General features: G+C 71.0%; 10 protein-coding genes and 1 rRNA gene. 7 read left to right on the top strand and 4 right to left on the bottom strand.

What is annotated here, in order from left to right; all coding sequences use genetic code 11:
• The first annotated feature begins 134 nt into the window (after positions 1 to 134).
• The 5 genes from NDAS_RS15050 (at position 135) to NDAS_RS15030 (ending at position 6,640) form a co-directional block, all read left to right on the top strand.
• Complete coding sequence (locus NDAS_RS15050; RefSeq protein WP_013154066.1) at positions 135 to 1,052, top strand: sirohydrochlorin chelatase; 918 nt, start codon at positions 135 to 137, stop codon at positions 1,050 to 1,052.
• Positions 1,053 to 1,381: 329 nt separating this feature from the next.
• Entirely contained in the window at positions 1,382 to 4,279 is a 2,898-nt protein-coding gene (locus NDAS_RS15045) for a nitrate- and nitrite sensing domain-containing protein (RefSeq protein WP_013154065.1), read from the top strand.
• Positions 4,269 to 4,730 carry a DUF742 domain-containing protein gene (locus NDAS_RS15040; RefSeq protein WP_013154064.1) on the top strand — a complete coding sequence of 154 codons (462 nt, stop codon included), beginning with the start codon at positions 4,269 to 4,271 and terminating at the stop codon, positions 4,728 to 4,730. Before NDAS_RS15045 ends, NDAS_RS15040 begins: the two co-directional genes overlap by 11 nt.
• 47 nt (positions 4,731 to 4,777) lie before the next feature.
• On the top strand, positions 4,778 to 5,989 hold the full coding sequence (lhgO, locus tag NDAS_RS15035; RefSeq protein WP_013154063.1) for an L-2-hydroxyglutarate oxidase: 1,212 nt from the start codon (positions 4,778 to 4,780) through the stop codon (positions 5,987 to 5,989).
• 243 nt (positions 5,990 to 6,232) lie between these two features.
• Positions 6,233 to 6,640: a hypothetical protein gene (locus tag NDAS_RS15030; RefSeq protein WP_013154062.1), complete on the top strand. Its 408-nt coding sequence runs from the start codon at positions 6,233 to 6,235 to the stop codon at positions 6,638 to 6,640.
• Positions 6,641 to 6,647: 7 nt separating this feature from the next.
• Here NDAS_RS15030 and NDAS_RS15025 read toward each other — a convergent pair whose 3' ends face one another.
• From NDAS_RS15025 to NDAS_RS15010, 4 genes are all read right to left on the bottom strand, one after another.
• On the bottom strand, positions 6,648 to 7,355 hold the full coding sequence (locus NDAS_RS15025) for an HNH endonuclease family protein (protein ID WP_013154061.1): 708 nt from the start codon (positions 7,353 to 7,355) through the stop codon (positions 6,648 to 6,650).
• A 145-nt stretch (positions 7,356 to 7,500) separates the two neighbouring features.
• The gene (locus NDAS_RS15020; protein ID WP_013154060.1) at positions 7,501 to 8,082 is read right to left on the bottom strand and encodes a hypothetical protein; all 582 of its coding nucleotides are present in this window, start codon (positions 8,080 to 8,082) and stop codon (positions 7,501 to 7,503) included.
• A 3-nt stretch (positions 8,083 to 8,085) separates the two neighbouring features.
• Positions 8,086 to 8,694, bottom strand: coding sequence for a TetR/AcrR family transcriptional regulator (locus NDAS_RS15015; protein WP_013154059.1), 609 nt, complete (start codon positions 8,692 to 8,694; stop codon positions 8,086 to 8,088).
• Positions 8,687 to 9,496 (bottom strand): alpha/beta fold hydrolase, encoded by an 810-nt coding sequence (locus NDAS_RS15010; RefSeq protein ID WP_013154058.1) that lies wholly within the window; start codon positions 9,494 to 9,496, stop codon positions 8,687 to 8,689. The genes NDAS_RS15015 and NDAS_RS15010 overlap by 8 nt, the downstream gene beginning before the upstream one ends.
• 289 nt (positions 9,497 to 9,785) lie before the next feature.
• Between NDAS_RS15010 and tyrS the strand changes: the two genes are divergently transcribed.
• Together tyrS and NDAS_RS15000 are read left to right on the top strand one after the other, a co-directional pair.
• Positions 9,786 to 11,084, top strand: coding sequence for a tyrosine--tRNA ligase (gene tyrS, locus NDAS_RS15005; RefSeq protein WP_013154057.1), 1,299 nt, complete (start codon positions 9,786 to 9,788; stop codon positions 11,082 to 11,084).
• 869 nt (positions 11,085 to 11,953) lie between these two features.
• A 16S ribosomal RNA gene (locus NDAS_RS15000) occupies positions 11,954 to 13,485 on the top strand.
• Positions 13,486 to 13,707: the final 222 nt, after the last annotated feature.

Genomic DNA, 13,707 nt, shown 5'->3' with positions numbered 1-13,707 from the left:
ACAATCCCTGCGGATTCGATCCGGTATACGTTCGGAGGACACGCCCATGCAACAAGGTGCCGAACGCTACAATGTCGCGGCAGTGACCACCGGCCCCACCGGGCACCCCATCCGCCTCTCATCTGAATCCTGGTATGCGAAACTCTGACCGACTTCCCCCACGCGAACTGCCCAAGCGGCGCTCCGGCCGCCACCGCAACCCGCTGTCCTTCGACAACTGGTTCGGCACCCCCGCCCTGATCATGGCGGTCCCGGGCACGGCCGACCGGGCCAGGGGCGCCGACGGTGAGTCGATCGGTGCCCGGATGGCCGACCTCGTGCGCGCCTACCGCCCCGAGGTCACCATCCGCTACGGCCACACCGAGGGCGACGAACAGAGCCTCACCGAGGCCCTCACCGATCTCAAGGACGACCAGGGCAGCCCCCTGTCCGCCGTCGTCGTCCCGCTGGTCACCGCACCGCACGCGGGCACGTCCGCGGCGATCGAGGAGGCCGTCGCCCGGACCGGCGCCGAAGCGCGCGTCACCGAGGGCCTGGGGCCGCACCCCATGCTCGCCGAGGTGCTGCACCTGCGGCTGGCCGAGTCCGGATACGTGCGCGCGGACCGCATGCGCCTGATCAGCGTCGTCGCCCGTGACACCACCATGGCGGACGGCATCATCGTCGGAGCCGTGGGCGGCGAGGCCGCGGCCGGGGCCGCGGGGGTGAGCGCCGTGCTGCTCGCCGCGCGCCTGGGCCTGACCGTGCTGCCCGCCGACCTGGAGAACGAGGCCGCGGTCGAGCAGGTCGTGGGCCAGCTGCGCCAGGGCGGCTGCAGGCGTCCGGTGATCGCGCCCAGCGCCCTGGGACCGGAGCTGCCCCGCGAGGAGCTGGAGGCGCTCGCCGCGCGCTTCGGCGCCAGACTCGGCGCGCCCCTGGGCGCGGACAGCCTGCTGGGCAAGATCGCCGCCCTGCGCTACGCCGAGGTCCTCAACTCCCTTGGCGTGGAGCAGCCGCCCACGGTCGAGGAGCTGCCCGCCCCGGTGGGCTCCCGGCACCGCCCGGAGTCCTGACGGCGCGCGGCCGCGATGAGCGCAGCCTTCCCCGACAGCGCCCCGAGGGCGCGACACGCCGTACCCCGGCACACGAGGGTGTGCCTCCCGGGGGCCGTCCGCACAGCGGGCGGCCCCCGTCGCGTGCGCCCGGCGTCCGGACCTGCGGTTTCTCGTCCCGAGAGCGGCCTTTAACACATCCGGGGGAGAGAGCCGCGCCAAGAAAAGACAACTGATAGTGATCGTTTGACAGCATAAAGCAAGGATTCTTCGATAGCCTCGGCTTGACCGACCGAAAGCCGCCGGGGCGCCCTCTCGCCGCCCGGCAACCGCACAGGCCGGAGGGGGCCATGCGCAGAACCCGCGACAACGCGCCCACGATCCGGAGACAGCTCACCCGCATCGTGCTGATCCCGAGCCTGTGCTTCCTCGCGCTCTGGCTCGTCGTGGCCGCCATCGGCACCATCCGCGCCGTCCAGTTCATGGGAGCCGTCGTCCAGGCGCGCGAGGGAACACAGGTCTTCTCCGCCGCGGCCGACGAGGTGCGGGCCGAACGCCGCCTCTCCCTGGTCCACCTGGGCCGATTCGAGAGCACCGGAACCCGCGACGACGAGGTCGGCGCCGCCCTCGACGAGCAGCGCGAGGCCACCGACACCGCCATGGCCGAGGCCGTCGCGTTCGCCGAGCGACTGCGCGGAACCCGCGACGACGAGGTCGAACGCAGCGCGACCGACCTGGTGGACAGCGCCGGGATCCTCGACGAGGTCCGCGCGGACGTGGACGCGCACGACCTCGGGCAGGAGGGGACCATCCTGCGCTACGGCGAGGTCCTGGCGGGCACCACCGGCGCCATCACCGCGCTCGTGCACACCACCGACGGCGGGGAGAACCTCACCGACGCCGTCCTGACCAGCGAGCTCATGGGCGCGTCCTCCGCCTACTCCACCGCCGACGCGCTGCTCGCGGGAGCCATCGCCCGGGGCGAGATGAGCTACGAGGAGACGGCGCACTTCACCTACCTCACCGCCGCCTACCGCGACACCCTGGAGCCGGCCAGCGCCGCGATGCACCCGAGCGTGGCCGCGCGCTACGAGGAGCTGGTGTCCCTGCCCGCCTGGTCCCGGGCGGAGGAGCTGAGCCGTCGGGTGGTCACCCGCCAGCCGCTCGCCGAACCGGACGAACCCGGGCAGGGGACCACGGGCTCGGACTGGAACGCCGACGTCGGCATCAGGGCGCAGTCGTGGGACGACTCCTCCGCAGAGGCCGCCCTGGCGCTACAGGACCTGGCCGGGCTCCAGGCCCGGCGCACTATCGACCTGGCCTGGAGCGCCGCACTGCTGCGCGTCTTCCTGGGCGTGGCGGCGGCCGCGCTCACCCTGGCGGGCGGCGCGGTGGCCATCGCCGTGGTCGGCCGCTCCTCGCGCCGCCTCACCGATCGCCTGACCCACCTGCGCGAACAGATCCTGGACCGCGACGGCGACCTGCCCGACATCGTCGACCGCGCCCAGCGCGGCGAGAAGGTCGACGTCCAGGAGGAGCTGCCGCCGCTGGACGACTGGGGGGACGACGAGATCGGCCAGGTCGCCGAGGCCTTCGACGCCGCCCAGCTCACCGCCGTGGAGTCGGCCGTGCTCCAGGCCGAGATCCGCCGGGGGGCCAACCGCGCCTTCCTGGGCATCGCCTTCCGCAACCAGGCCCTGGTCCAGCGCCAGCTCCGCCTGCTCGACGAGATCGAGTACCACGAACAGGACCCCGAGGCGCTGCGCCGCCTGTTCCGCCTGGACCACCTGGCCACCCGCGCGCGCCGCTACTCCGACAACCTCATCATCCTCGGCGGGGGGCAGTCGGCCCGCCGCTGGCGCCAGCCCCGCCCGCTCGTGGACGTGCTGCGCGCCGCCATCGCCGAGACCGAGGACTTCGAACGCGTCCGCCTGACCTCGGCGCCCCGCGTGCTCATGCACGGGCAGGTGGTCGCCGACGTGGTGCACCTGCTCGCCGAGCTGGTCGAGAACGCCACGCAGTTCTCCCCGGCGGGAACGCCCGTGGACGTCGGCTGCACCCCGGCCGCGGAGGGGCTGGTGGTGGAGATCGAGGACCGGGGCCTGGGCATGTCCGAGCGCGGCTACGCGGAGGCCGAGCGCACGCTCACCCAGCCCCCCGAGTTCGACGTCATGGCCCTGCCCGAGGACCCCCGGCTGGGCCTGTTCGTGGTGTCCCGCCTGGCGGGGCGGCACGGGGTCCGTGTCTGGCTGCGGCCCTCTCCCTACGGGGGCACCCGGGCGACCGTGCTCATCCCCGCCTCGCTGCTGGAGCCGGTCGACAACCTCGTGACGGTCGCGGGCACGCCCACGGGCCGCCCGGCGGCGAACGGACGGGAGGCCCGCGTTCCGGCCGGGTGGGGGGCGCCTCCCGCGAGGGCCGCCCTCACCACGCGCGGCCACGGCGCGGACGGCACCGTCCACGGCCGGACCGGCCCGCAGGCGCCCGTCACACCTTCGGGGCAGACAGGTCCGCAGCTCTTCGCGCCGGGGCCGGACCGAACCGGTCCGCAGGTTCCCGTGCCACCTCTCGGCCAGAGCGGCCCCCAGCCCTCGGTACCGCGATCGGACCGGGCCGAACCACGGGTTCCTGTGCCGCCTTCCGGGCAGAGCGGTCCACAGCCCCTGGCACAGCGGTACCGGACCGGTCCGCAGGTTCCCGTGCCGCCTCTCGGCCAGAGCGGCCCCCAGCCCTCGGTACCGCGATCGGACCGGGCCGAACCACGGGTTCCTGTGCCGCCTTCCGGGCAGAGCGGTCCACAGCCCCTGGCACAGCGGTACCGGACCGGTCCGCAGGTTCCCGTGCCGCCTCTCGGCCAGAGCGGCCCCCAGCCCTCGGTGCCACGGGCGGACCGGGCCGAACCACGGGTCCCCGTGCACGCGGGCCAGACAGGTCCGCAGCCCTCCGCGGTCTCCGCCGGGCAGACCGGCCCGCAGGTCCCCGTGCCGCCTTCCGGACAGACCGGACCGCAGCCCTTCTCCCCGCAGCCGGACCGGCCCGGCCCGCACGGCGTCGTCCTCGCGCACACCGGACCGCAGAGGTCCGTTCCCGCCTCCGGCGGTCCCGGCGGCACCGCTCCGCCGGGGGAGCACCTCCTGCCCGACCCGCACGGCCACCCGCTCGCACAGGAACCCGTCCCCGAACCGTGGCACGACGGCGCGCTGCACGCACCCGCCCCCACACAGCAGAGGGGGAACGGTGAGAGCTGACGGCAGCCCCGGACGCAGAGCGGCCGCGCACGCCTGCGGAACCCGCCCCGAGCCGCCCCCGCCGCCGGTCCTCCCCGGCCCCGAGGAGGAACCCGGCCAGGAGCGCTTCCTGCGCCCCTTCGCCGTGGCCGCGGGCGACCCCGACGCCGACGCCTTCGGCGTCCCCCGATGCGGCCCGGACGAGCCCGACCTGCTCAGCCTCGTCGTCGCCGCCCGCGTCCCGGGCCGCCACGAGCTGCTGCGGCCCGAACGCGAGGCCCTGCTCCGCCACGCCCTGCGCGCGCGTACCGTCGTCGAACTCGCCGCCGAGGTGAGTCTGCCGGTCGGCCAGGTCAGGGCCATCGTCTCCGACATGGTCGCCGACGGCTCGCTCCAGCGCTGCGGCCCCTCACGCCCGCTGGGCCGGGAGGACCTGCTGCACGCCGTCCTCGTCGGTCTGCGCTCGCTGTGACCGGTCCGCCCGCCCCCGCCCGGACCCGTGTTGCTAGCGTGCCGCCCATGCGCAGCACCGAACACATCGGCGTCATCGGAGCGGGAATCGTCGGACTGGCCCTCGCCCGCCGCCTCACCCTCCACCGCCCCGGCACCCGCGTCACCGTCCTGGAGAAGGAGGACCGGGTCGCCGCGCACCAGACGGGCCGCAACAGCGGCGTCGTCCACGCCGGGCTCTACTACAGGCCCGGCTCCCTCAAGGCCACGCTGTGCCGGCGCGGCGTCGGCCTGCTCAGGGACTACTGCGCCGAGCACGGGCTGCCCTACCACGAGGTCGGCAAGGTCCTCGTGGCCGCCGACGCCGAGGACGAGGCACGCCTGGACGACGTCGAACGCCGCGCGCGGGAGAACGGCGTCCCCGGCGTCACCCGGCTGGGCCCCGGGGGCCTGCGCGAGATCGAACCCCACGCGGCGGGCGTCGCCGCCCTGCACTCGCCGACCACCGCCGTCACCGACTTCGTCGCCGTCGCCGAACAGTTCGCCGACGACGTGCGCCGGTCCGGCGGCCGGATCCTGCTCAACACACCCGTCCTGGACCTGCGCCAGGAACACGACGGCGTCCGCGTCCTCACCGGCGATCCCCGGGGCGAGCGGCTCGTCCACCGCTTCGACCGCCTGGTGGTCTGCGGCGGCCTGCACAGCGACCGCCTCGCCCGCATGGCGGGCGCCCCGGAGGACCCCCGGGTGGTGCCCTTCCGCGGCCAGTACCACGAACTCGTCCCCGAGCGCCGCCACCTGGTGAACGGCCTGCTCTACCCCGTCCCCGACCCGCGGTACCCCTTCCTCGGGGTGCACCTGACCCGCCACGTCCACGGCGAGGTCATGGCCGGGCCCAACGCCGTCCTCGCCACCGCGCTGGAGGGCTACCGGGCACGCGACGTGCGCACCAGCGAACTCGCGCGGACCCTGTCCTGGCCCGGGTTCTGGCGCCTGGCCCGCCGCCACTGGACCGTGGGCGCCCGGGAGGCCCTCGTGTCCGCCTCACGGGCCGCGTTCGCCGCCCAGGCCCGGCGGCTGCTGCCCGAACTGGCCGCCGCCGACCTGCGCCCGGCCCCGTCCGGGGTGCGCGCCCAGGCACTGGCCCGGGACGGCTCCCTGCTCGACGACTTCCACGTGGACACCCACGGGCGTGTGGTGTGCGTGCGCAACGCGCCCTCGCCCGCGGCCACCTCATCCCTGGCGATCGCGGAGTTCCTCACCGACACGTTCGTCCCCTGACCGCCGGGGTAGGGGGCTCCGACGCGGGCCCCGCGCGTGTCGGCGGGGGTTGTCCACAGGTTCGAGGACACTCTGGTACGGGCCTTCGCGGCGTCCCACCATGAGAAGCGGCGGCGGTGCGGGAGGGTCCCGTGACCGCCGCCGGAGGTGACCATGCGTGTTCTCCGGTGGGTCGCGGCGGTCCTCGCCGCCGCGCTCGCACTCGTCGCGGCCCAGGCCGCAGCCAGCCCACGAGGGGGAGAGTTGGACGGATTCACCATCGGGTACCTGCCCGACCAGATCGACGACCAGACCTCGGTCTCCGACTTCGACTACGAGTGGGGCGGAGTGTCCTTCTCCAGCCGGGTGTGGGAGACGACCCTGGAGGGGGGAGGGGCCAGGGTGGTCCTCCAGGTCCTGGTCATGCGCGGCGACAGGCTCACCGACCTGTCCGCCGTCCGCGACTTCCTGACCCACTACCACGAGCGCTCACCCGACTGGGAGCTCACCGAGTTCGACAACAACGGCCTCACCGCCCTGCACGGCGAGACCGAGGCGTTCTGGACGCCCTTCAGGGGGGCGGCGGTGGAGGTCCGCGACGCCTTCGGCCTCGTCGGTCAGCAGGAACTCCTGACCACCGCGCGGGGAGTCAGAGCCGCCAACCCCGCCTGAACCGGCCTCAGCAGCCCGAGAGCACCTCGCGCAGCGCCGCCTCCTCGTCCGGATCGACGGTGAGGTCCCACACGTGCTTGACCTCGATCCACGAGACCACGTAGTCGCAGTGCGAGGACTCCAACGGCGGCAGCCAGTCCGCCGGGTCGGAGTCGCCCTTGGACCGGTTGGTCGAAGCGCTCACCGCCCACAGCTGGGAGGAGTCCAGGTCGTTGGCGAAGCGTCCGCGCTCCTCGGTCGTCCACTCGTGGGCGCCCGAGCGCCAGCCCTCCTTCAGGGCCACCATGTGGTCGATGTCCAGGTCCTCCGCCTCGGTCAGGGTCTCCCCGTCATAGGGGCTGTACCAGGACCCCGACACCGGCTGGCAGTCGTCGTCGACCCGCACGTCCTCGCCGTCGCGCAGCAGGACCACCTGACGGGTGGTGCAGTTGTCCTGCACACCGCTGTCCCAGTGGGGGAAGAGCGCCCGGTCGTACCCCGGCGGGTCGCTCTCCTCCTCCACCCGCAACTCCTCCATCCACTGCCGGGCCTGCTCCACCGACGAGGAGGCGCCGCCGTCCCCGGGCACGGACGAACCGTCGTCCCGGGGCTCGGCGGTGCGCTCTGGGTCCGGTTCGATCACTCCCAGCTGGTACAGCACGAACGCGGCGACGGCGAGGACGCCGACCACGGCGGTCACCAGACCACCGATCTTCGACGCGGCCTTCTTGGGCATCAGGGGCTCCACAACGGGTCGGGCGCCGCGCGCGGACGGCGCGCGGTCGTCCCCACCAGCTTGGCCCATGCCGGGCAGGGCCGTAACACCGCCCGAAGCCAGGTGTTGCTCACCGGGAGCACGCCGACGAGGGGAGACGGAAACGTCAGGACGCGAGGAGGTCGAACACGAAGGAACCCACCAGCAGCAGCCCCACACCCGCGCTGTAGAGCCGTGCCCGGACGCGGTCCGGCTGGTCCCGGAGCGTGCGCCGGGCGTACAGGACCGTGCCCGCCAGCACCAGCGCGCCCTCCACCACGGCCGCCGCCACCGGCGCCTCCCACAACCCCAGGCCCAGCAGCGGCAGCCCGCCCGCGTCACCGGGCAGGAACGGCATGTCCGGCCGGTGCACGAGCAGGTCCAGGAGCCAGTGGCTGAACACCACCCCGCCCAGGACCGCACCGGCGTCCCGACCCCACCGTCCACGGAGCGACACGTGCACCAGAGCGCCCACCGACAACGCGAGCAGCAGGTTGCTGACCAGGGCGTGGGAGTACTCCGCGCGGATGAGGAGGGACCCGTAACCGCTCAGACCGGGTGAGGCCGGGCCCCCGCTCTCCACGCCCAGCGCCGCCAGAGGAAGGAAGACCAGGTCCGGCAACTGCGTCGCGACCAGGAGCGCGCCCATGGGCAGCTCCGGGCGCCACGCCCTGACGACGCCCGCGACCCCGAAGTGTCCTGCCAGCACCGCCTACCCCCTCCCCGTGTCCTCGTGTGCCCCAGCCGCGCCGGGCACCGTGTCCGGCCACTCCTGGAAGGCGCGGACGAACCCCTCCACCAGCAGCGCGTAGGACTGGTCCACGTCCTCGGGCAGGCCGAAGCCGCCGCGTGTCTCCAGGTCCACGAACCCGTGCAGCGAACTGCGCAGCGCCCGGATCGCGTGCACGGCCTGCTCCTCGGCGATGCCGAACCCGCGCAGGACGGCGGCCAGGACCCGTACCGGGTCGGTGGCCAGCTCGGCCCTGGCCCCGGCCAGCACCGGCAGCTGTTGCAGGGCCGCGTAGTGCCCCGGGTGGGCGTGCGCGTAGCGGCGGTAGGCGTCGGCCGTCGCGCGCAGCGCCTCCGGGCCGGACCGGCCCACGGCGGCGCGCTGCACCTCCTCGCCGATCCCGTTCGCGCCCAGCAGCGCCACCTCCCGGCGCAGTCCCGTCAGCCCGTCCACGTGCTTGTACAGGCTGGGCGTGGCCACTCCGAGCCGCTTGGCGACCGCGGCCAGGGACAGGGAGTCGAACCCCTCCTCATCGCTGAGCCGCGCCGCCTCCTCGGCCACCACCGCCGGGGTCAACCCCGCCCTAGGCACCGGCCACCACCTCCTGGAGCAGTGCCTCCACGGCGGGCACGACCACGTCGGGCCGCTGCGCGTGGGCGTAGTGGCCGCACTCGGGCACCATCAGCACCGAACCCCCCACCACGGAGGCCACCCGCTCGGCCTGGGCACGCGGGTCCTTCCAGTCGGGGTCCAGTTCGCCCATGACCACCACGGCCCGGGCCCGCATCCCCCCGGCGTCGGAGACGGTCTCGTTGGGCGCGTAGACCGTCCGGTACACGGCGCGGTAGCGGTCGGCCGGACGCAGCATCTCCAGGACCAGCTCCAACTGGCGCCGGTGCCCCTCGGGCTTGCGGCCGGTGTGCAACTGGTCGTAGACGGCGGTCAGGGCGCGGGGACCCCAGGGGCGCAGCAGGAGCAGACGCTGGCCGACACGGGTGAACAGGCCCTGGGAGGGCGGGCCCAGGAACGGGCCGAGCAGGGCGATGCCCGCGACGAGGTCGGGCCGCTCCTGGGCCGCGATGGCGGCGGCGCCCGCGCCCAGGGAGTTGCCCACGATGACCACGTCTTCTCCACCCAGCTCCTCGGTGAGGGCGATGACGTCGGTGGCCGCCGCCCGGCTGGTGTGGTCGTCGAAGGTGGTGTCGCTGTCGCCGTGGCCGCGCAGGTCCATGGCGGCGACCCGGTATCCGGCCTCGGCCAGGCCCGCGCCGACGAAGCGGAAGGAGTGGCGGTGGTCGAACATGCCGGGCACGCAGACCACGAGCGGTCCGGTGTTCCCTGCTCCGTAGAGGTCGTAGGCGATCCGCCCCTGAGGACGTGTGAGGTGGTGCATCGTGCTCTCCCCGCCGTTTGGCTTTCCCTGATAACCAAAAAGCTAATGCCATTAGCTAACCGGGTCAAGGGGATCCGGCCGGGTTCTTCGTGGGGCGGGGCTGTCCCCGTGCCGGGGCGGGGCCGTGTCGGGACAGGGCCGTGCCGGGGCGGGGCCGTGCGATCTGCGGCTCCACCACAGCCGATAGCGTGGAGAGGCGGGAAAACCGGATGGCCTTCCGCCGCGTCCGGCCTACACTTCAAGGCAGATCGGGCCCCAGGGGCCCGCCTACACAACAGAGAGCAACACAGTGACCGACATCATCGACGAACTCCAGTGGCGCGGCCTGCTCGCGCAGACGACCGACCTTGACGCACTGCGCAAGGCGCTCGCCGATGGTCCGATCACCCTGTATTGCGGATTCGACCCGACGGCGGGCAGCCTGCACGTGGGCCACCTCACCCAGATCCTGACCCTGGCCCGTTTCCAGCAGGCAGGCCACCGCCCGATCGCGCTGGTCGGCGGCGGTACCGGTCTCATCGGCGACCCCAAGCCCAACGCCGAGCGCCAGCTCAACTCGCTGGAGACCGTGCGGGGCTGGGTCGACAACCTGGGCGGGCAGCTGTCCGCGTTCCTGCGCTTCACCCCCGAGGGGGAGCAGCCGGAGCCCACCGACGCCGTCCTGGCCAACAACGCCGACTGGCTCGGCGAGATCAACGCCATCGAGCTGCTGCGCGACGTCGGCAAGCACTTCAGCGTCAACCAGATGCTCGCCCGGGAGACGGTGAGGAGCCGGCTCGACGGTGAGGGCATGAGCTACACCGAGTTCAGCTACGTGCTCCTGCAGTCCTACGACTACGTCCAGCTCTACCGCCGCTTCGGCTGCACGCTGCAGACCGGCGGCTCCGACCAGTGGGGCAACATCACCGCGGGCCTGGACCTGGTCCGCAGGATGGACGGAAACGAGCCGCACGGCCAGGCGCACGGGCTGACCACGAACCTGCTCACCAAGGCCGACGGCACCAAGTTCGGCAAGACGGAGTCCGGCAGCGTCTGGCTCGACCCCGAGCTGACCTCGCCGTACGCCTTCTACCAGTTCTGGTTCAACGCCGACGACCGAGACGTGGTCCGCTACCTGAAGACCTTCAGCTTCCGCGACCGCGACGAGATCGAGGAACTGGAGCGCCAGACCGAGGAGCGTCCGCAGGCCCGCGCCGCCCAGCGCGTCCTGGCCGAGGACCTCACCGTCCTCGTGCACGGCGAGGAGGAGTGCCGCAAGGTCAAGGAGGCCAGCCTGGCCCTGTTCGGCCGCGCGGACCTGTCCGACCTGGACGCCCGCACGCTGGAGGCCGCCCTGGCCGAGGTTCCCCGGGCCGAGGTCGACGGTCCCGTCGACGGGCTGCTGGTGACCGACGCGTTCGCGCGGAGCGGCCTGACGCCGAGCAAGTCCGCGGCCCGCCGCGCCATCCAGGAGGGCGGGGCCTACGTGAACAACGTCAAGGTCACCGACGTGGAGGCCGTGCTCCGCCCCGAGGACGTGCTCCAGGGACGCTTCGTCGTGCTGCGCAAGGGCAAACGCAACATCGGCGGCTTGGTCCTCAACGGCTGATATGCCGCTCCGCGGGCCGGTGCCGGACACCGGCCCGCGGCCGTGTCCGCCGATCCGGTGTCCGGCGCGGTCCGGCCGTCTCCCGCTTCCGCGTCCACGCTGCTCGCAGACCTGCTGTGAGCGCGGGGCGTGGAACAGGGGGGAGAGCTGGGCCACAACCGGGGCCGATGGGTTTCGAGCGGGAACCTTCCGGGCAGGAAGCCCGTTGTCTGAACAAAAGCCGACGTAACAGCGCGGTCCCGGTGTGAGGACCGCGCACGTCACAGGGGCTCGAACAAGCCGCCCGCCAGGGGCGACAGAGTCCCGGACCGCGCGGTTGACGCGCGTACCGGGCTCCGGCTTGACGTCTGCCCCGGCCCTCCCTATACTCGGACGAGTCGCTGCGGGACGGCGAGCGGCCCTCGGGTCGACTCGGAACCGGACCGCGGCCGCGAACTCTCTTCCTCCTCCCAACCGAACCGGTTCGAGCACCGCTCTGCATCGGCTAGGCTTCGGGAGGCGCTTCCAAGGAAACACGGAAGCGAAACAGGAAACGGGCTTTACCCCGATCAGAAACACCCCGAACCGCCGATTTGGCGGGGCGCGGAACACCTGATAAAGTAAAGACACAACAAAGCGGAAACGCACAACGCCTTCGGCGGAAAAGCTCACAGGAGCTTGTACACGAAGAGCGGTTGTTTCTTGAGAACTCAACAGCGCGTGTTTGATTTTCTTTAAGCCATGTTTGTTTTGGCCCCGTCACACAGAACCACTCGGTTCGTGTGCGGAGGTTCCTTTGATTAGCCGGGGTGACCCGGTTGGTCAGGATTACTTCTAGGTTTACCCGCCCAGACGGCTCCTTCGGGGGACGCGGGTCGGGTTGAGTGACCTTTATGGAGAGTTTGATCCTGGCTCAGGACGAACGCTGGCGGCGTGCTTAACACATGCAAGTCGAGCGGTAAGGCCCTTCGGGGTACACGAGCGGCGAACGGGTGAGTAACACGTGAGCAACCTGCCCCTGACTCTGGGATAAGCGGTGGAAACGCCGTCTAATACCGGATACGACCCGCCACCTCATGGTGGAGGGTGGAAAGTTTTTCGGTCAGGGATGGGCTCGCGGCCTATCAGCTTGTTGGTGGGGTACGGCCTACCAAGGCGATTACGGGTAGCCGGCCTGAGAGGGCGACCGGCCACACTGGGACTGAGACACGGCCCAGACTCCTGCGGGAGGCAGCAGTGGGGAATATTGCGCAATGGGCGAAAGCCTGACGCAGCGACGCCGCGTGGGGGATGACGGCCTTCGGGTTGTAAACCTCTTTTACCACCAACGCAGGCTTCCAGTTCTCTGGAGGTTGACGGTAGGTGGGGAATAAGGACCGGCTAACTACGTGCCAGCAGCCGCGGTAATACGTAGGGTCCGAGCGTTGTCCGGAATTATTGGGCGTAAAGAGCTCGTAGGCGGCGTGTCGCGTCTGCTGTGAAAGACCGGGGCTTAACTCCGGTTCTGCAGTGGATACGGGCATGCTAGAGGTAGGTAGGGGAGACTGGAATTCCTGGTGTAGCGGTGAAATGCGCAGATATCAGGAGGAACACCGGTGGCGAAGGCGGGTCTCTGGGCCTTACCTGACGCTGAGGAGCGAAAGCATGGGGAGCGAACAGGATTAGATACCCTGGTAGTCCATGCCGTAAACGTTGGGCGCTAGGTGTGGGGACTTTCCACGGTTTCCGCGCCGTAGCTAACGCATTAAGCGCCCCGCCTGGGGAGTACGGCCGCAAGGCTAAAACTCAAAGGAATTGACGGGGGCCCGCACAAGCGGCGGAGCATGTTGCTTAATTCGACGCAACGCGAAGAACCTTACCAAGGTTTGACATCACCCGTGGACTCGCAGAGATGTGAGGTCATTTAGTTGGCGGGTGACAGGTGGTGCATGGCTGTCGTCAGCTCGTGTCGTGAGATGTTGGGTTAAGTCCCGCAACGAGCGCAACCCTTGTTCCATGTTGCCAGCACGTAATGGTGGGGACTCATGGGAGACTGCCGGGGTCAACTCGGAGGAAGGTGGGGATGACGTCAAGTCATCATGCCCCTTATGTCTTGGGCTGCAAACATGCTACAATGGCCGGTACAATGGGCGTGCGATACCGTAAGGTGGAGCGAATCCCTAAAAGCCGGTCTCAGTTCGGATTGGGGTCTGCAACTCGACCCCATGAAGGTGGAGTCGCTAGTAATCGCGGATCAGCAACGCCGCGGTGAATACGTTCCCGGGCCTTGTACACACCGCCCGTCACGTCATGAAAGTCGGCAACACCCGAAACTTGCGGCCTAACCCCTTGTGGGAGGGAGTGAGTGAAGGTGGGGCTGGCGATTGGGACGAAGTCGTAACAAGGTAGCCGTACCGGAAGGTGCGGCTGGATCACCTCCTTTCTAAGGAGTCTTTACAGGTCGGCATTACTTCTACAGCCGGCCGGACTCGAAAGTGGACCTGGTGCTGCGTGCAGTATCCAGGATGGCTCAAAGACAAATTGAACTTGACCTCGGGCGACTAGAAGCGTCCGGGGGCGCGCTGTTGGGTGTCTGAGGAAGCAACCTCCGGCCTGGGTCCTTTGGGGTCTGGTCGGGTGTTGGTTCCCGCGGACCGCCTCCGAG

It is taken from the genome of Nocardiopsis dassonvillei subsp. dassonvillei DSM 43111 (genome assembly GCF_000092985.1).
In the GTDB taxonomy this organism is placed as follows: domain Bacteria; phylum Actinomycetota; class Actinomycetes; order Streptosporangiales; family Streptosporangiaceae; genus Nocardiopsis; species Nocardiopsis dassonvillei.
Note: the sequence above shows the minus strand (reverse complement) of the source record. Positions and strands in the feature narration are given on the sequence as shown.